The organism is Marinovum sp. E3, from assembly GCF_055755275.1.
Map to the genome: position 1 here is coordinate 1,384,907 of NZ_CM146908.1, position 17,472 is coordinate 1,402,378.

A 17,472-nucleotide genomic window follows, 5' to 3' on the forward strand; every position below is an offset into this window, starting at 1 on the left:
ATATCAGCCTGTTACAACAACTCCGCCATCCACGACCATGGCCTGGCCGGTCATCATCCGGCTGGTCTCCGACGCCAGGAAAAGCACCGCATCGACGATGTCCTGGGGCGCCAGATGATCCTTGAGGCACTGCCGCGAGAGATGTTCGGCCAGCGCCTCCGGCGTGGCCCACATGTCGAGCTGTTTTTCGGTCAGAACCCAGCCGGGGGCAAGGGCGTTTACCCGAATTTTATCTGGCCCGAACTCGCGCGCGAGCGACCGGGTCATGCCATTGATGCCGGAATTGGCGGTGGTGTAGCTGACGTAACCGGCATTGCCCATCATGTAGCTGATCGAGGTGAAATTGATGATCGAGCCGCCGCCGGCCGCGCGCATTCCCGCCATCACTGCCTGACAGGCAAAGAAATAGGCCTTGAGGTTGACCGCCTGCGACCAGTCCCAGAATTCCTCGTCCACCTCTTCCGCGCTGTGGCGCTTGTCATTGGCGGCATTGTTGATCAGCGCGGTGATCGGGCCATGTGCCTCGGCCGCCTCGGCGATACAGGATTTCAGCCGGTCGATGTCGGTGATGTCGCATTGCAGGAACAGCGGCCGGCGGCCGTGCTTGGCCTCCATCTCGTCGCAAAAGCCGCTGGCGTCGGAGCGCTGGACAAAGGCCACCTGTGCGCCCTGCGTCATGAAGCCATCGGTGATCGAGGCACCGATGCCGGCGCCGCCGCCGGTGATGAAAACGCTTTTGCCCTCAAGGTCGTGAAATGTTGCAGTCTTGGTCATTCAATGGCTCTCTCGTGTCACGGGGCGGGTGTCCTTGCCCACCAGAAAATCCAGATCGGCGCCCTGATCGGCCTGAAGTACATGGTCGACGTACATCTTGGCATAGCCGCGGGTGTAGCGCGGCGCGTCGGGCTGCCAGATGGCGCGGCGCTCGGCCAGTTCGGCGTCAGAGACCAGCAACTCGAGCGCGCCGGAGCTGGCTGAGACGCGGATGCGGTCGCCGGTTTTCACCAGGGCCAGGGTGCCGCCCTCGTTGGCCTCGGGCGAGACATGCAGGATGACGGTGCCAAAGGCGGTGCCCGACATCCGCGCATCCGAGATCCGCACCATGTCGCGCACCCCCTGTTTCACCAGCTTGGACGGGATCGGCATGTTGCCGACCTCGGCCATGCCCGGATAGCCCTTGGGGCCGCAGCCCTTGAGCACCAGAATGCTGTTCTTGGTCACCGGCAGGTCGTCGGAGTTGATCGTGGCCTTCAGCTCTTCGATGTTCTCGAAGACGTAGGCCTCGCCCTCGTGTTCCAGCAGCGCATCGGTCGCGGCAGAGGGCTTCACGATGGCGCCGCGCGGCGCCAGGTTGCCCTTCAGCACCCGCAGGCCGGCGGCGGGTTTCAGCGGCTCGTCGAAGCTGCGGATCACGTCGCGGTTCCAGCATTCGGCGCCTTCGGCATAGGTGCTGATATCGCAGTCGAGCACGGTGTTGGCGGGCCGCAGCAGGTGCTGCAATTCCTTCAGGATCACCGGCATGCCGCCGGCGTAACAGAAATCCTCCATCAGATACTTGCCCGAGGGCATGCAGTTGACGAGCAGGGGGATTTCGCTGCCGATCTCGAAATCGTCCAGCGTCAGGTCGACGCCGACACGGCCGGCCATGGCCAGCAGATGCACCACCGCATTCGTCGAGCCGCCGACAGCAGCATTGGCGAGGATCGCGTTTTCAAAGGCCTCGCGGGTCATGATGTCAGACAGTTTCAAGCCTTCTTCCACCATGCCGACGATGCGCTTGCCGGTCATATGCGCCAGCGCCATGCGGCGGGCGTCGACGGCGGGCAGGGCGGCATTGGTGGGCAGGCTCATGCCCATCGCCTCGACCACGCTGGCCATGGTCGAGGCGGTGCCCATGGTCATGCAGACGCCCTTGGAGCGGCTCATGCCCGACTCGGCGGCCATGAAATCGGCCAGCGTCATGTCGCCGGCGCGCACGGCCTCGGAGAACTTCCAGACGTCGGTGCCCGATCCGATGTCCTTGCCCTGCCACTTGCCGTTCAGCATCGGGCCGGAGCTGACCACGATGGTCGGCAGATCGACCGAGGCCGCCCCCATGAGCTGGCCCGGCGTGGTCTTGTCACAGCCGCCGAGCAACACGACACCGTCGATGCCATAGGCGCGGATCGATTCCTCGACATCCATCGCCAGCAGGTTGCGAAACAGCATGGCGGTGGGTTTCATCTGGGTCTCGCCCAGCGACATCACCGGGAATTCCACCGGAAAGCCGCCGGCCTCCCAGACGCCGCGCTTGACCCCTTCGGCCAGCTCGCGCAGGCCCGAGTTGCAGGGCGTGAGTTCCGACCAGGTGTTGCAGATGCCGATCACCGGCCGGCCGTCGAAGGCGTGATCCGGGAACCCCTGGTTCTTCATCCAGGAGCGGTGAATGAACCCGTCCTTGTCCAATTTGCCATACCAGGCGCGGTTGCGGCGTTCGTCGCTCATACCAGCGTTCCTTTCACGACCCACATGGTTTCGGGAAAGCTCCAGGGCAGGGTCAGCCCGTGGCTCATCAGATAGGCGCCGCTCAGGGTGAGCGGCTCGGACTTGATCGCCTGATCGCCGCGCGACAGGGCGGGCGCATCACCCCGGTTGAGCAGCTCGATCCGGTAATACCGGTCCGGCGACAGCCGGGTCAGGCGCAGCGGCCGGGGGGCGATCTGCGCCGAGGTCTCGGCCTTGCCGGCAAAGACCACGAATTGCCCGCCGCCCTGTTCCAGCTGCTGCTCGGCGATCACCGCCGGGTCGGAGCTGTCGAGCCGCAGGATATCGGCGCCGGCCAGCCAGTGGCGGTTGTCCTTCCACCAGCGGGTGACCTCGGTCAGCACCTTCACCTCGTCCTCGGTCAGCTCGCGCGGGTCCATCTCGAAGCCCATGTGCCGCTGTGCCGCGACCCAGGCCCGCATCCGGATGTCGATGGTGCGCCCCGAGGTGTGGCAGGTGCGCGGCCCGACATGGCTGCCGGTCACCACCATCGGCAGGAAAAGCGCGGCGTTGTGCTGCATCCTCAGCCGCTCGATGGCGTCGTTGCTGTCGGACAGCCAGACCCGGTGGGTGCGCTTGAGGATGCCGAAATCGATCCGCCCGCCGCCAGAGGCGCAGCTCTCGATCTCGACCTTGGGAAAGGCCGCGCGCAGCTGATCGATCAGCGCATAGGATCCGCGTGTCTGGGCCGCATCGGGCATCGGCAGGACGCGGTTGTGATCCCACTTGATGTAGTCGATGTCATTGTCGCCCAGCACCTTGCCGATGCGGTCGAACAGAAAATCGCGCACCTCGGGCAGCGCCATGTTCAGCGCCATCTGCTGGCGGCCGAGGATCTGGTCTTCGCCGCCAAGCGCCCAGTCCGGGTGGGCGCGGAAGACGTTGGAATCCTCGTTGATCATCTCGGGCTCGAACCAGATACCGAAGGACATGCCCAGCCCGTGCACATGGTCGATCAGCGGCGTCAGCCCCTCGGGGTACTTGCGCGGATCGACCTCCCAGTCCGAGAGCGAGGTGGTGTCGTCATCGCGGTCGCCGAACCAGCCGTCATCGAGCACGAAGCGCTCGGCGCCGAGGTCTGCGGCGCGGTCGGCGATCTCTTTCAGCTCGGGCAGGTTGTGATCGAAATAGACCGCTTCCCAGCAATTGTAATGCACCGGACGGGCGCGCGCGGGATCGGGGAAGGTGACGATCCGGTCGCGCAGATGCCGCTGAAAGGCCACGGCGCAACCGTTCAGGCCATCATCGGAGAACATCGCGTAAAGCGGCGCGGTGGCAAAGCGGGTGGCCGCCTCGGTCTCGATCCGGGAGGCGTGGCCAAACTGCACCTGACGGCGGCCGTCGGGCAGCTCTTCGGCAATCATCCGGTGGCCGCCGGACCAGCCGTAGTGAAACCCGTAGGCATGGCCGGTGGCATTAGTGGCGCCTCGGCAGGGCACGATCAGCCCGGGGAAATGTTCGTGGCCGGTGCGGCCGGTGCGGTTCTCGCGGTAGCGGATGCCGGCAGACCAGGCGGTACGGTTCATCTGGAACTCGCCGCACCAGCGGCCGGCGAAATCGATCATCTCGTCGCTGGCCTGGGGCGCCGGAAAGACCGGGGCCGAGAGCCAGTGCAGGTGCATCGGCGCGGTCGCCTCGATCTCGGCCCTTGCCTCGATCACATGGGTCTGCGGATCGATCGAGAACAGCGCGCGATAGCCCAGCACACCGGATTGATCGCGAAAGCTCAGGGTCAGCCGGGTGTCGTCTTCCTCGGCGCTGTCGAAGCAGAACTTGGGCAGGAAGGGCTGGCCGGAGGCATCGCGGATCACCAGCCCGGGTTGGCCGGGAAAGCTGCGCGTCGCCTCGGGGCAGAGCGACAGCTCCGGGTTGGCATCGAGCATGCCGCCGGTCACGTCGATGGCATGGGCCCGGGCCAGGGTCTCCAGGTCTTCGTCGTCGGGCAGGCGCGGCCCCCAGTAGACCACCTCGGCGAGGTGGTCTTTCCGGGAAGCCAGCACCAGCGTTTGACGGGAGTCATCCAAACGCCAGCTTTGGATCATTTTACGGCTCCGAGGGTGAGACCAGCAATGAAGTGGCGCTGCATCAGGAAGAACATCAGCACCGGCGGCAGGGCAGCCACGATCGACCCGGCCGAGACCAGGTGCCAGGCGGCGACCCATTGGCCGTTGAGCGAATAGAGCCCGGCGGTGATCGGTTGTTGATCGGCGCCCTGGGTCAGCACGGTGGCCCAGAAATAGTCGTTCCAGATGAAGGTGAAGATCAGCACCGAGAGCGCCGCCAGCGCCGGTTTCATCAGCGGCATGACCACATACCAGAAGATGCGGATTTCGCTGATGCCCTCGACGCGCGCGGCCTCGATCAGCTCGTAGGGCAGGGCCTTGATGAAGTTGCGCATGAAAAGCGTGCAGAACCCGGCCTGAAAGGCGATGTGGAAAAGCGCAAGGCCATACCAGGTGTTGTACATGCCGAGATCGAGCGTCAGATCGCGCACCGGCACCATCAGAATCTGGAACGGCACGAAGTTGCCGGCGACGAACATGAAGAACAACAGCAGGTTGCCCTTGAACTTGTAGACCGCCAGCGCAAAGCCGGTCATGCAGGAGATCGCCACCGCGCCGATCACCGTCGGGATCGTCACCTTGAACGAGTTCAGGATGTATTTGCCGATCGGCGTCTGCTCGAAGATCGCGGTGTAGTTCTCGATCAGGTTGAAGCTGGTGGGCCAGCCCCAATAGTTGCCGGCGGTGATGTCGCCGGCCGAGCGCACCGAGGTCAGCGCCACGGCGATCAGCGGCAGCAGCCAGACGATGAGCGCGACGGGCAGGGCGATCTTGTAGGCGATCTGCGCGCCGGATGAGGTCTTTTCGATAGGGGTCGGAAACATCTTAGCGCCCTCTCTCGTCGCGGTACATTTTGTAAAGGAAGCCGGTGATATAGATCATCATGATCAGAAAGAGCACGACGGCGATGGCCGCGCCGTAGCCCATGCGGAAGCCGTATTCGCTGAACGCCTGTTCATACATGTAGAAGGCCAGCACCCGCGAGCTGCCCCAGGGCCCGCCATCGGTCATGATCGAGATCAGGTCGAAGGAGCGCAGCGCGCCGATCACGGTGACCACCACGGCGATGAAGGTGGCCGGGCGCAGCTGCGGCAGGATCACGTACCAGAGCATCTTGACGCCCTTGGCATTGTCCAGCCGTGCGGCCTCGATCTGCTCGGGGTCGACGGCGTTCAACCCGGTGAGATAGAGGATCATGCAATAGGCGGTCTGTGGCCAGAGGCCGGCGGCGATGATGCCGTAGGTGACGTAATCCTCGTTGGCCAGCACCGCGATGGGCTCGATCCCGAACCAGCCCAGGGCGATGTTCATCAACCCGAAGTTGGGATCGTAGAACCAGGCAAAGACCAGGCCGACCACGACCTGCGAGATCACGAAGGGGAAGAAGAACAGCGATTTGTAGATGCGGATGCCGCGCACCGTCTGGTTGAGGAACAGCGCCACCAGCAGCCCGCCGGGAATGGCCAGCATGTAGAGCACCAGCCAGATCACGTTGTTCTTGAGCGAGGTATAGAAGGCCTCGTCGTCCATCAGTTCGATGTAGTTGTCGGCCCCGACCCAGGTGGCCTCGCCCAGACCATCCCATTCGTAGAAGGAAATGTTCACCGATTGGAAAATCGGGATGATCACGTACATCATGAACATGAAAATCCCCGGTGCCAGGAACAGCCATGGCGCAAGCCGCTGCTGGTTCTGCTGCCACCACGTCTTTTGTGCGGGTGGGTGGGTATCGGGAAGGGCGGGGGCGGTCATGGCAATACCTCCGGACAACAGGAAGCCTGTCCCGGGCCGGACCCGGGACCTCATGGTCGGATTCGGGGGTGGATGAAGGGCGAGGCCCCGGGGCAGGCCCGGGGCGCCGCGGTGTCACCCGGCGGGGGTGTTACTTGTAGACCCGGGCGCGGACCTTTTCGAGCCGCTCGAGGATCGCGTCCATGCGCTCGGGCTTGACCATGAACTCCTGGAAGCCTTCCATGCCCGCCTTGGCCATCTCGGCCGGGTAGTCACGGTCAAAGAACTGCGCGATGCCGCCGTCGGTGGTCGAGAGCATCTCGTAGCCGGCTTGCAGGAACTTGTCCTCGCCCACTTCCGAGTTCTTGTTGATCGGAAGCTGTCCGAGCGTCTTGTTGATCTCGGTCTGCACCTCGGGCCGGGCCAGGTAGGCCAGGAATTTCTTGGCGTCTTCCTTGTTCTTGGCATTGGCCGGGATGTGGATCGTGTCGGTCGGCGCCTCTTCGGCCAGCGGCACATCGGGGTTGATCACCGGGAACTGGAAAAAGCCCAGCTGATCGTCCGACAGGCCGGCCTCGCGCAGCGGCGCCACCGCGAAGTTGCCCATCACATACATTGCCGCATCGCCCTGGACCATCGGCGCCAGCGCCTCCTGCCAGGAATAGGCGGCGTGGTTTTCCAGGAAGAAGCCGGCGTCGATCAGCTCTTTCCAGTTGTTCATCGTGGCTTTCACCCGGTCGTCGGTCCAGGACACCTCGCCCTTGCCCAGCGCCATGTGGAAATCATAGCCGTTGGTGCGCAGGTTGATGTAGTCAAAGACCCCGCCGGCGGTCCAGAGGTACTTGGTGCCGATGGTGATCGGGGTGATGCCGGCTTCGCTCAGCTTGGCGCCGGCCGCCTTGAACTCGTCCCAGTTGGTGGGAACGGCGATGCCCTGCTCTTCGAAGATGTCTTTCCGGTAGTACACGCCCCATTGGTAATAGGTGTAGGGCACGCCCCAGATCTTGCCGTCGATGGTCATCGATCCGACCGAGGAGGCGAGCGAGTCCTTCAGGCCGTTTTCTTCCCAGACATCATCGACCGGCTCGAACAGCCCGGCGTTGACATAGGGCAGCATGCGGTTGCCGGCGTACCAATTGGCCAGATCCGGCGAATCTGCGGTCAGAAAGTTGCGGATCGAGGTCTTGTAACCTTCGTGGTCGAACAGGTTCCAGGTGACGGTGACATCGGGGTTTTCCGCCTCGAAGCCTTTGATCAACGCCTCGAAGGCGGCTTTCGGCGCCGGGTCGGACGTATCTGTGTTGATCACCAGTTCGCCAGCCAAGGCCGCCGAAGAAATCAACGTGGACGCGGCCAGTGCCGCCGTCAGTTTCAACGATGTGTAGAGCATCTCTCTCCCTTTCTCCTCCACAGCTGCAAAGTCCCGAATAGTGGAACAAATGTTTTGCATGTTGATCTTTTAGTCCCATACTGCTAGAAGAGTCAAGAATTACTTCCCCGGGCTCTTCCGGGGCTCAGGAGAGCAGGCATTGGGATGAACAAGCAAGTCACATCGGACGGAACTGTCGGCAAGGCCTTGGAACTGCTGGATATGGTTGTGGCGTTCGGCCGGTCGGTGCGGTTTTCCGAGGTGCTGGAGGTCAGCCCTTACCCCAAGGCGACCACCCATCGCCTGTTACAGACCCTGACGAATCAAGGCATGCTGGCTTTCGATGACGAACGGCATGTCTATGTGCCGGGCATGCGTCTGGTGCGGATCGCGCGACACGCCTGGAACCAGTCGTCGCTGGGGCCGCTGGCCTTGCCGTTCCTTCAGACCCTGGCCGCCGACGTGAAAGAGACGGTGCATCTGGCGCAGATGGAACATGGCCGGGTGGTCTTTGTCGAAAAGACCACACCCGACGAGGGGTTCAAGACCATGGCCACCCCCGGCCGCCGCTCGCCGGCGCATTGCACCGGGGTGGGCAAGGTCATGCTGGCCTTCATGGACGACACCCGCCGCGCCGCGGCGCTGGAATGCCAGACCTACGAGGCCTTCACGCCCAACACCCACAAGAGCGAGAAGACGCTGCTGCCGGAACTGGCGCAGATCCGGGCCGAGGGCGTGGCCTTTGACCGCGAAGAACACGAAGAGGGCATCATCTCGATTGCCGCCCCGATCCTCGGCGGATCGAACCGGGTGATTGGGTCGCTCTCCGTGGTCACGTCGACCTTTCGCATGTCACTCAAGGATATCGAGAAATTCCGGCCCGCCTTGCAGCGGACGGCGGCGCAGATCGGGGGGGAGGCGGCCGTCTGGCCGTATCCGATCGCGCAATGATCACCACCTAATTCCCGAGGGAGAGGAAAGAGAATGTCAGGTGTCGCACTCAACAGTGCCGTGAAACGTTATGGCGATGTTCAGGTCATCCACGGAGTGGATCTTCAGATCGAGGACGGCGAGTTCTGCGTCTTTGTCGGCCCCTCGGGCTGCGGCAAGTCCACGCTCCTGCGGATGATCGCCGGGCTGGAGGAGACTTCGGACGGCAATATCTCGATTGGCGGTCGCGATGTGACCCGCGCCGATCCGGCCGAACGCGGGGTGGCGATGGTGTTTCAGACCTATGCGCTCTATCCCCATATGACGGTCGAGGAAAACATGGGCTTCGGGCTCAAGATGAACGGCCATCCGAAACAGGAGATCAAGTCCAAGGTCGCCGAGGCCAGCCGCATCCTGAAACTCGACGATTACCTTGCCCGCAAGCCCAAGGCATTGTCCGGTGGCCAGCGCCAGCGCGTGGCCATCGGCCGCGCCATCGTGCGCGGTCCCGAGGTCTTTCTGTTTGACGAACCGCTGTCGAACCTCGACGCCGAGCTGCGCGTCGACATGCGGGTCGAGATCGCGCGCCTGCACAAGGAGATCGGCGCGACGATGATCTATGTCACCCACGATCAGGTCGAGGCGATGACCCTGGCCGACAAGATCGTGGTGCTGCGCGCCGGTCATATCGAGCAGGTGGGCAGCCCGATGGAGCTGTATCAGAACCCCGACAACAAATTCGTGGCGGGCTTTATCGGGTCGCCCAGCATGAACTTTCTCGCCGCGCGGGTGAACGGGCAGGGCGTGATTGTGCCGGGGCTCGACAACATGCAGGTGCCCACCGATGTCGCCCTGCCGGCCGAGGGCAGCGAGGTGATCATCGGCATCCGGCCGCAAAACCTCACCGTGCGCGAGGCCGAGAGCCCGGTGCGCATCGACATCCGCGAACGGCTGGGCGGGGTGGCCTATGACTATCTGATCTCGGCCAATGGCGAGCGCATCATCGTCGAGACCCGCGGCGACGAGGCGATTCCCGAAGGCACCGGGGTGGCGGTCGAATTCGATCCGGCCACCGCCATGTTCTTTGACGCCAAGACCGAGGCGCGCCTGCGCTGATCACAGCATGGGCCCGGGCTGAAAAAAACGGCGCGCTCCGCGAGGGGCGCGCCGAATTGCGCTGGCCTGACGCGCCGGAATGTGCTGAAACGAAAGCGGGGGCTGGCGAAAGCGAAGGCCGAACGTCGGCAATACGAAAGAAACCGCGCGCAAGAACCCAGGGAAACGAACGTACGACGCGCGGGAACGCGCCGAAAAGGGAGGCCACCGAATGACCCATATCCTTGCCATCGATCAGGGCACCACCTCGACCCGCGCCATGGTGTTTGATGACGCCCTGGCGCTCGTGGCCTCGGCGCAGGAGGAGTTCACCCAGCATTTTCCGCAGAGCGGCTGGGTTGAACACGATCCGAAGGACCTCTGGGACACCACGCTGGCGACCTGCCGCAAGGCGATCGAGACCGCCGGCGAGATCGCCGCCATCGGCATCACCAACCAGCGCGAGACCACCGTCGTCTGGGACCGTGAGACCGGCGAACCGGTCTATAACGCCATCGTCTGGCAGGACCGGCGCACCGCCGAAGTCTGTGCCGATCTCAGAGCGGAAGGTTTCGAGGAGGTGGTGACCGCGCGCACCGGGCTGTTGCTCGATCCCTATTTCTCCGGCACCAAGCTGGCCTGGGTTCTCGACAATGTCGAAGGCGCGCGGGCGCGGGCCGAGGAGGGCGAACTGATCTTTGGCACCGTCGACAGCTGGCTGGTGTGGAACCTGACCGGCGGGCGCGCGCATGTGACTGATGCCACCAATGCGGCGCGCACCATGCTTTATGACATCCACAAGGGCCGCTGGTCGCAGACCATCTGCGACAAGCTGGACATCCCGCGCGAGATGCTGCCCGAGGTCAAGGATTGCGCCGCCGATTTCGGCGAAACCGATCTTCTGGGCGGCACGATCCCGATCCTCGGCATCGCCGGCGACCAGCAGGCGGCCACCGTCGGGCAGGCCTGTTTCCAGCCGGGCATGATGAAATCCACCTATGGCACCGGCTGTTTTGCGCTGTTGAACACCGGCGACACCCCGGTGACCTCGCAGAACCGTCTGCTGACCACCATTGCCTATCAGCTGGACGGCAAGCCCACCTATGCGCTCGAAGGCTCGATCTTCATTGCCGGCGCGGTGGTGCAATGGCTGCGCGACGGGCTGAAGGTGATCGAGAGCGCCGGCGAGACGCAAGCGCTGGCCGAGGCCGCCGATGCCGGCCAGGAACTGATCCTGGTGCCGGCCTTCACCGGGCTGGGCGCACCTTACTGGAAACCGGAGTGCCGGGGCGCGATCTTTGGTCTGACGCGCGGGTCGGGCCCGGCGGAATTTGCCCGGGCGGCGCTTGAAAGCGTGGGCTTTCAGACCCGCGACCTGCTCGAGGCGATGTGCGCCGACTGGGACGGCGCCGGCGACACCGCGCTGCGCGTCGATGGCGGGATGAGCGCCTCGGGGTTTGCGATGCAGTTCCTTGCCGACATCATCGGCGCGCCGGTGGAACGGCCCCGGGTGCTGGAAACCACCGCCATGGGTGCGGCCTGGCTGGCCGGGCACAGGGCGGGCCTCCTGCCGGACATGGCGGAATTTGCCGCGAGCTGGGAATGCGAGGCGCGGTTCGACCCGGCGATGGCCGAAGACATCCGCGACAAACGGTATGCGGGCTGGCGCAAGGCGGTCAGCGCCACCATCGACGTGGCCAGCTGACCGCTGCGACGTCGGCTCAGGCCAGCAGCGCGAGCGGGTTTTCCAGCCCGTCCTTGATCGCCGCCAGCAGCTGCGCCCCGAGGGCGCCGTCGATCACCCGGTGATCGACCGAGAGGGTGACCGACATGACGGTGGCCACGCCCAGTGTGCCATCCGCCTGAACCACCGGTTTCTGCACCCCGGCGCCAACCGCGAGAATGGCGCCATGCGGCGGGTTGATGACGGCGTCGAAGTTCTCGATGCCGAACATGCCGAGATTGGAGATCGCGAAACTGCCGCCCTGATATTCCTGCGGGCTGAGCTTGCGGTCGCGGGCGCGGGCGGCGAGATCCTTCATTTCGGTGGAGAGCGCCGAAAGCGATTTCTGATGCGCGTCGCGCAGCACCGGAGTGAACAGCCCGCCCTCGATCGCCACCGCGACCGCCACGTCAGAGGGCGTGAGCCTGAGAATCCGGTCGCCGGCCCAGACCGCATTGGCCTCGGGCACCTGTTGCAGCGCGGCCGCGCAGGCCTTGATGATGAAATCATTGACCGAGAGCTTGATTTCGCGCGGGGCGAGCTGGCGGTTGATCTCGGCGCGCAGCGACAGCAGCGCATCAAGGTGGATGTCGCGGCGCAGGTAGAAATGCGGGATCTGCTGCTTGGCCTCGGTGAGCCGGGCGGCGATGGTCTTGCGCATGCCGTCGAGGGTGACCTCCTGATAGTCGCGGTCGGCATAGAGCGCGGCGATCTGGCCTGCGTCGGGGCCCGGGGCCGGCGCGGGGGGCGCGGCCTGCGCCGGGGCTTCGGCTGCGGCGGGTTTCGGGGCGCCGGCGGCTTCGACATCGGCCTTGACGATGCGGCCGCGCGGGCCCGAGCCGGTGATCTGGGCAAGATCGATGCCCCTGTCGGCGGCGATGCGCCGGGCCAGCGGCGAGGCGAAGATGCGGGCGCCGTCGCCACGCTTTCCGGCCGGGGGGGCGGCTGTCTCGGAGCGCCCTGCGGGCGCCGCCTCGGCATCCGCGTCGGACGGCCGGGCCGCCTCCGGCGCAGGGCGCGCGGCGGGCTCGGCAATGTCGTCTTCGCTTTCGTCCTCACCCAAAAGCACCGCGATCGGGGTGTTGACCTTGACCCCGGCGCTGCCCTCGGCGACCAGCAGCTTGCCGATCACGCCCTCGTCGACCGCTTCGAATTCCATCGTCGCCTTGTCGGTCTCGATCTCGGCCAGCAGGTCGCCAGAGGCCACGCTGTCGCCTTCCTTGACCAGCCATTTCGCCAGCGTGCCTTCTTCCATCGTCGGGCTGAGGGCGGGCATCAGGATTTCGGTGGGCATGGTGTCGTCTCCGGACATGGCACTGGGGGCGCTGGGGGCCAGGGGCGGAGCGAGGGGCCAGCCCCCTCACGCTCCCCGCGGTATTTTCAAACAGAAGAAGGGATCAGGGTGATGGTGTCAAAGGGCGGTTTCGGTCGTTGGCCGCGGGCGAGCCTGGTGATGGCGGTCTCGATCTCTTGTTTGTGGCCGGCCATCCAGACATAGGCGTCCTGATGCGAGGGCCGCCCGGCCAGCCGCAGATCGGCGGCGAGCCGCTCGGGTACCAGGGCCATGACCTTCTGCCCGTCCACCTCATGGGTGACACGGTAACATTCGGTCTCGATATCGCGGCCGTGCACCTCCATCAGCGATAGGTGACCTTTCTCACCGCCTCGATCACCTCGGCGGTCGAGGTCAGCGCGTGTTTTTCCAGATTGGCAGCATAGGGCATGGGCACGTCCTTGCCGGTGCAGTTGATCACCGGAGCGTCGAGCCAGTCGAAGGCCTGTTCCATCAGAAGGGCGGTGATCTGATTGCCGATCGAGCCGCGCGGGAAACCCTCTTCGACCGTGACGCAGCGGTTGGTCTTTTTCACGCTTTCGAGGATCGCCGCGCTGTCCATCGGCCGCAGGGTGCGCAGGTCGATCACCTCGGCGTCGATGCCGTCCTCTGCCAGCTTCTCGGCCGCTTCGAGGGCATAGGTCATGCCGATGCCGAAGCTGACGAGGGTGACGTCGGCGCCGGTCCGCCAGATCCGGGCCTTGCCGAAGGGCAGGGTGAAATCCTCGAGCACCGGCACGTCGAAGCTCTTGCCGTAGAGGATCTCGTTTTCGAGGAAGATCACCGGGTTGGGATCGCGGATCGCGGTCTTCAGCAGCCCCTTGGCGTCCGAGGCGGAATAGGGCATCGCCACCTTGAGCCCCGGGATATGGCTGAACCAGGCGGCAAAATCCTGGCTGTGCTGCGCGGCGACCCGGGCGGCGGCGCCATTGGGGCCACGAAACACCATGGGCGCGCCCATCTGGCCGCCGGACATGTAAAGCGTCTTGGCGGCGGAATTGACGATCTGGTCCATCGCCTGCATGGCGAAGTTGAAGGTCATGAATTCGACGATGGGTTTCAGCCCGCCAAAGGCCGCGCCGACGGCGAGACCGGTAAAGCCGTGTTCGGTGATCGGGGTGTCGATGACACGCTTGGGGCCGAACTCGTCGAGCAGGCCCTGGGAGATCTTGTAGGCGCCCTGGTATTCGCCGACCTCCTCGCCCATCAGAAAGACGTCGTCGTCACCGCGCATTTCCTCGGCCATGGCGTCGCGCAGCGCGTCGCGCACGGTCTGCTGCCGCATTTCGGTGCCTTCGGGCCAGTCGGGTTCGGCCTGGGATGGTCCCGAACCTGATCCTGCCTGCCCCGGACCTGATCCTGCCTGCCCCGGACCTGATCCGGGGGGGGCGGCTTCCTGGTCTTTGTCTGCGTCTGCGTCGCGCGGCTGGGCCGGAGGCCCCGGCTCGGGGGCCGGGGCGGTGGTCGTTGCGGCCTCGGTCTTGATATCCTCGGCGCTTTCGCCTTCTTCTACCAGCACGGCGATGGGGGTGTTGACCTTGACGCCCTGGGTGCCTTCGGAGATCAGAATCCGACCCAGCGTGCCTTCGTCGACCGCTTCGAACTCCATCGTTGCCTTGTCGGTCTCGATCTCGGCGATGATGTCGCCCGAGCTGACGCTGTCGCCTTCCTTGACCAGCCATTTGGCCAGCGTGCCTTCTTCCATCGTCGGCGAGAGGGCGGGCATGAGAATTTCGGTGGCCATGGCTCACGGCTCTCCTTTTTCGGGCGCGAGGAAGCCCACGATGTTGCCTTCGCCATCCTCGACATAGGCGGCACGGCCGATGCCGGGGTAATCAGTGGGCGGCAGCGCCTCGGCGCCGCCATTGGCCAGCGCCCATGAATAGCGGTCGTCGCAATCGGCGACCTCGAAGGTCAGCGTGCAGCCGCGCACCGGGGTGCCGGAGGCCGGGGTCTCGCCCATGCGCTGCATCATGCCGCCGGTGAGGCCGGCGTCGAGGCCGGGGCCGGAAATCAGGTGATAGGCCACCTCTTCACCGCCGGGCATCGGTTCGAAGGACCAGCCAAAGAGGCCGCTGTAGAAGGTCCGGGCGCGCACCGGATCGGCGACGTGAATTTCGAAATGTGCGGGCATCAGCGGGCCTCCGCGTAGATGTCTGTCCAGAGTTCGTCGAGCGCCGGTTCCGGGCTCTCGCGGGCAAATTCGGCGGAGTCGTTGACCACCTTCTTGATCTCCTTGTCGATCGCCTTGAGATCCTCTTCGCTGGCATGTTTGCCCTCGAGCAGCATGGCGCGGACATGTTCGATCGGGTCGCGTTCCTCGCGCATCTTCTGCACCTCTTCGCGGGTGCGGTATTTCGCCGGGTCCGACATCGAATGGCCGCGGTAGCGGTAGGTTTTCACCTCGAGGATATAGGGGCCCTTGCCGGCGCGGCAGTGGCCCACCGCCTTTTCGCCCGCCGTCTTGACCGCCAGCACATCCATGCCGTCGACCACCTCGCCGGGGATGCCGAAGGCCTCGCCGCGGGTGTGCAGATCGGGGGTCGAGGTCGAGCGCTGTTGGGCGGTGCCCATGGCGTATTGGTTGTTTTCAATGACAAAAACCACTGGCAGAGCCCAGAGCGCGGCCATGTTGAATGTTTCATAGACCTGGCCCTGGTTGGCGGCGCCATCGCCGAAATAGGTGAAGGTGACGCGGCCGTTTTCCTTGTAGCGGTCGGCAAAGGCCAGGCCCGCGCCAATCGGCACCTGGGCGCCGACGATACCATGGCCGCCGTAGAAATGCTTTTCTTTCGAGAACATGTGCATCGAGCCGCCCTTGCCCTTGGAATAGCCGCCCTCGCGGCCGGTCAGCTCGGCCATCACGCCGCCCGGGTCCATGCCGCAGGCCAGCATATGGCCATGGTCGCGATACGAGGTGACGCGCTTGTCGCCCTCTTCGGCGGCGGCCTCGAGCCCGACGACAACCGCCTCCTGACCGATGTAGAGGTGGCAGAAGCCGCCGATCAGCCCCATGCCGTAAAGCTGGCCGGCCTTTTCCTCGAACCGCCGGATCAACAGCATGTCGCGGTAATATTGCGTCAGCTCGTCCTTGGAAATGTTGGGTTTTTTCGTCGCTCTGCGCGCGGCCATTGCGGCGCCCTCCCGGAGGCGAATTGTTTAGTGTTAAACTATAGCCTAGCCCAAGCGGCCCCCGGGTGGAAAGGGGGCTTTCCCGCTGCACCTGCGAAGGGCGGGTCAGCGAATGACGATCTCGTCGCTGCGGATCAGGCCCAGCACCTCGCGCGCCTGCTGGTCGAGCAGGTCGAGATCGAGATATTCGTCGGACAGCCGTCGGGTGAGATTTTCCATTTCCGCCAGCTCGGCGCGCAGCACGTCGCGCTCGGCCTCGAGGCGGGCGGCATTGTCGAGGATTTCCGCCCGCCGGAACAAGCCGTAATCCCCTTGCACGGCGGCAAAGGTGAAATAGGCCCCCAGAGTGAACGCGATGGCGAACACGCTTAACGGGACGATGTTCCGGCGGGTCGGATGTGTGCTCATGGTCTGCCTCAATGCATCTCTGACGGATGCTGTAGGGCCACTATGACACAGGTGATTCGCCATGTGAATCCCTATTGCGAATCCTTGCGTGAATTATGTGCGATTCTCGCCCGTTGCCGTCAGAAATCTTGGCCAGCCGCCGGCATCGGGGTATCACTTGGGCATGAGGGTTCTGGTGCTTCTTTTCGTGGCGATGCTTGCGCTTGCCGCCTGTGCGCCGCGCGGCGTGCTGCATCTGGTTCGGGGCGCCGACGAAGGCGATGTGCGGCAGATTTTCGTCGCCTCGAACCGGGTGCTGAAACATGACAACGGGGTGCAGTTTTCCGGGCGGCGTGGCACGCGGCTGTATTTCTCGCGGCTCGACGTGTCGGTGCCGCCGGTGCATCGCGATGGTCGGATCGAGCGCCCGGCGCCGGAGGCCGCACCCGATCCGGCCCGGCATTTCGTGCTCTCGGGGGCCTATGCCTTTCCCACGTTGGCGGATTTCCTGGCCGGGGTGGCCAAGGCGCCGGGCGGGGCGGAGGAGGTCTTTGTCTATGTGCACGGCTACAACACCAACAATGCCGAGGCGACCTATCGGCTGGCCCAAATGGCGCATGACTTCGATGCCGAGGTTCCGGTCGTGTCGTTTTCCTGGCCGTCCGGCGGCGATCCGCGCGGCTATGTCTATGACCGTGACAGCGTGATCCACTCCCGCGACGCGCTGGAAGAGCTGCTCGTGGCGCTGACGCGGCACCGCAAGGTCTATCTGGTGGCGCATTCCATGGGGTCGCAACTGGTGATGGAGACGCTGCGGCAGATCTCGATCGCCCGGAACACCGCCGTTCTGCACAAGATCAGCGGCGTGACGCTGATCTCGCCCGATATCGACCCGGAAGTCTTTGTCGTGCAGGCGGGCCGGATCACGCCGTTTCCGCAGCCCTTCATCCTGATGACATCGACCCGCGATTCGATCCTCGATCTGGCGGCCTGGATCGCCGGCCGACCGCGGCGGCTGGGCGAGATCACGACGGCGGACGAGCTGGGCGGGCTGCCGGTGACCGTGATCGACCTGAGCGATTTTGCCGATCCCGGCCAGAACGGACATGACACGGCCTTTGCGGCGCCCCGGGCCATCGAATATTTCCGGAACTTCCATGGCCTGAAATGAGCCGCGACGCGGCGG

At 64.6% G+C, this 17,472-nt stretch carries 16 protein-coding genes; 4 read left to right on the plus strand and 12 right to left on the minus strand.

Going from position 1 to position 17,472, the window contains the following annotated elements:
- Positions 1 to 3 precede the first annotated feature (3 nt).
- From AC0J5K_RS06840 to AC0J5K_RS06865, 6 genes are all read right to left on the minus strand, one after another.
- Positions 4 to 774 (minus strand): SDR family NAD(P)-dependent oxidoreductase, encoded by a 771-nt coding sequence (locus AC0J5K_RS06840; RefSeq protein ID WP_274565085.1) that lies wholly within the window; start codon positions 772 to 774, stop codon positions 4 to 6.
- A complete protein-coding gene (locus AC0J5K_RS06845) occupies positions 775 to 2,484 on the minus strand; it encodes an IlvD/Edd family dehydratase (RefSeq protein WP_274565084.1) in 1,710 nt (569 codons plus the stop codon).
- Positions 2,481 to 4,565, minus strand: a complete 2,085-nt coding sequence (locus AC0J5K_RS06850; protein WP_274565082.1) for an alpha-galactosidase — start codon at positions 4,563 to 4,565, stop codon at positions 2,481 to 2,483. Before AC0J5K_RS06850 ends, AC0J5K_RS06845 begins: the two co-directional genes overlap by 4 nt.
- Entirely contained in the window at positions 4,562 to 5,410 is an 849-nt protein-coding gene (locus AC0J5K_RS06855) for a carbohydrate ABC transporter permease (RefSeq protein ID WP_048532084.1), read from the minus strand. Before AC0J5K_RS06855 ends, AC0J5K_RS06850 begins: the two co-directional genes overlap by 4 nt.
- A gap of 1 nt (position 5,411) precedes the next feature.
- Complete coding sequence (locus AC0J5K_RS06860) at positions 5,412 to 6,338, minus strand: carbohydrate ABC transporter permease (protein WP_048532083.1); 927 nt, start codon at positions 6,336 to 6,338, stop codon at positions 5,412 to 5,414.
- Between the two features lie 130 nt (positions 6,339 to 6,468).
- Positions 6,469 to 7,707, minus strand: coding sequence for an ABC transporter substrate-binding protein (locus tag AC0J5K_RS06865; RefSeq protein ID WP_048532082.1), 1,239 nt, complete (start codon positions 7,705 to 7,707; stop codon positions 6,469 to 6,471).
- Between the two features lie 144 nt (positions 7,708 to 7,851).
- Here AC0J5K_RS06865 and AC0J5K_RS06870 point away from each other — a divergent pair, with 144 nt between their 5' ends.
- The 3 genes from AC0J5K_RS06870 to glpK all read left to right on the plus strand — a co-directional run bounded on the left by AC0J5K_RS06870 (position 7,852) and on the right by glpK (position 11,416).
- Entirely contained in the window at positions 7,852 to 8,637 is a 786-nt protein-coding gene (locus AC0J5K_RS06870) for an IclR family transcriptional regulator (RefSeq protein ID WP_074836654.1), read from the plus strand.
- Positions 8,638 to 8,670: 33 nt separating this feature from the next.
- Positions 8,671 to 9,732, plus strand: coding sequence for an ABC transporter ATP-binding protein (locus tag AC0J5K_RS06875; protein WP_074836655.1), 1,062 nt, complete (start codon positions 8,671 to 8,673; stop codon positions 9,730 to 9,732).
- Positions 9,733 to 9,943: 211 nt separating this feature from the next.
- A complete protein-coding gene (gene glpK / locus AC0J5K_RS06880; RefSeq protein WP_274565075.1) occupies positions 9,944 to 11,416 on the plus strand; it encodes a glycerol kinase GlpK in 1,473 nt (490 codons plus the stop codon).
- Between the two features lie 16 nt (positions 11,417 to 11,432).
- Here the strand turns inward: glpK and AC0J5K_RS06885 are convergent, their stop codons facing one another.
- The 6 genes from AC0J5K_RS06885 to AC0J5K_RS06910 all read right to left on the minus strand — a co-directional run bounded on the left by AC0J5K_RS06885 (position 11,433) and on the right by AC0J5K_RS06910 (position 16,307).
- Positions 11,433 to 12,728 carry a pyruvate dehydrogenase complex dihydrolipoamide acetyltransferase gene (locus tag AC0J5K_RS06885; RefSeq protein ID WP_274565073.1) on the minus strand — a complete coding sequence of 432 codons (1,296 nt, stop codon included), beginning with the start codon at positions 12,726 to 12,728 and terminating at the stop codon, positions 11,433 to 11,435.
- A gap of 86 nt (positions 12,729 to 12,814) precedes the next feature.
- Positions 12,815 to 13,072, minus strand: coding sequence for a hypothetical protein (locus tag AC0J5K_RS06890; protein ID WP_074836658.1), 258 nt, complete (start codon positions 13,070 to 13,072; stop codon positions 12,815 to 12,817).
- Positions 13,072 to 14,511, minus strand: a complete 1,440-nt coding sequence (locus tag AC0J5K_RS06895; protein ID WP_274565071.1) for a pyruvate dehydrogenase complex E1 component subunit beta — start codon at positions 14,509 to 14,511, stop codon at positions 13,072 to 13,074. Before AC0J5K_RS06895 ends, AC0J5K_RS06890 begins: the two co-directional genes overlap by 1 nt.
- A gap of 3 nt (positions 14,512 to 14,514) precedes the next feature.
- Complete coding sequence (locus tag AC0J5K_RS06900) at positions 14,515 to 14,901, minus strand: VOC family protein (RefSeq protein WP_274565070.1); 387 nt, start codon at positions 14,899 to 14,901, stop codon at positions 14,515 to 14,517.
- A complete protein-coding gene (gene pdhA / locus AC0J5K_RS06905) occupies positions 14,901 to 15,899 on the minus strand; it encodes a pyruvate dehydrogenase (acetyl-transferring) E1 component subunit alpha (protein WP_048532074.1) in 999 nt (332 codons plus the stop codon). Before pdhA ends, AC0J5K_RS06900 begins: the two co-directional genes overlap by 1 nt.
- Before the next feature lie 105 nt (positions 15,900 to 16,004).
- Positions 16,005 to 16,307, minus strand: coding sequence for an FtsB family cell division protein (locus AC0J5K_RS06910; protein WP_048532073.1), 303 nt, complete (start codon positions 16,305 to 16,307; stop codon positions 16,005 to 16,007).
- 175 nt (positions 16,308 to 16,482) lie between these two features.
- Between AC0J5K_RS06910 and AC0J5K_RS06915 the strand changes: the two genes are divergently transcribed.
- Complete coding sequence (locus tag AC0J5K_RS06915) at positions 16,483 to 17,457, plus strand: alpha/beta hydrolase (protein ID WP_274565064.1); 975 nt, start codon at positions 16,483 to 16,485, stop codon at positions 17,455 to 17,457.
- Positions 17,458 to 17,472: the final 15 nt, after the last annotated feature.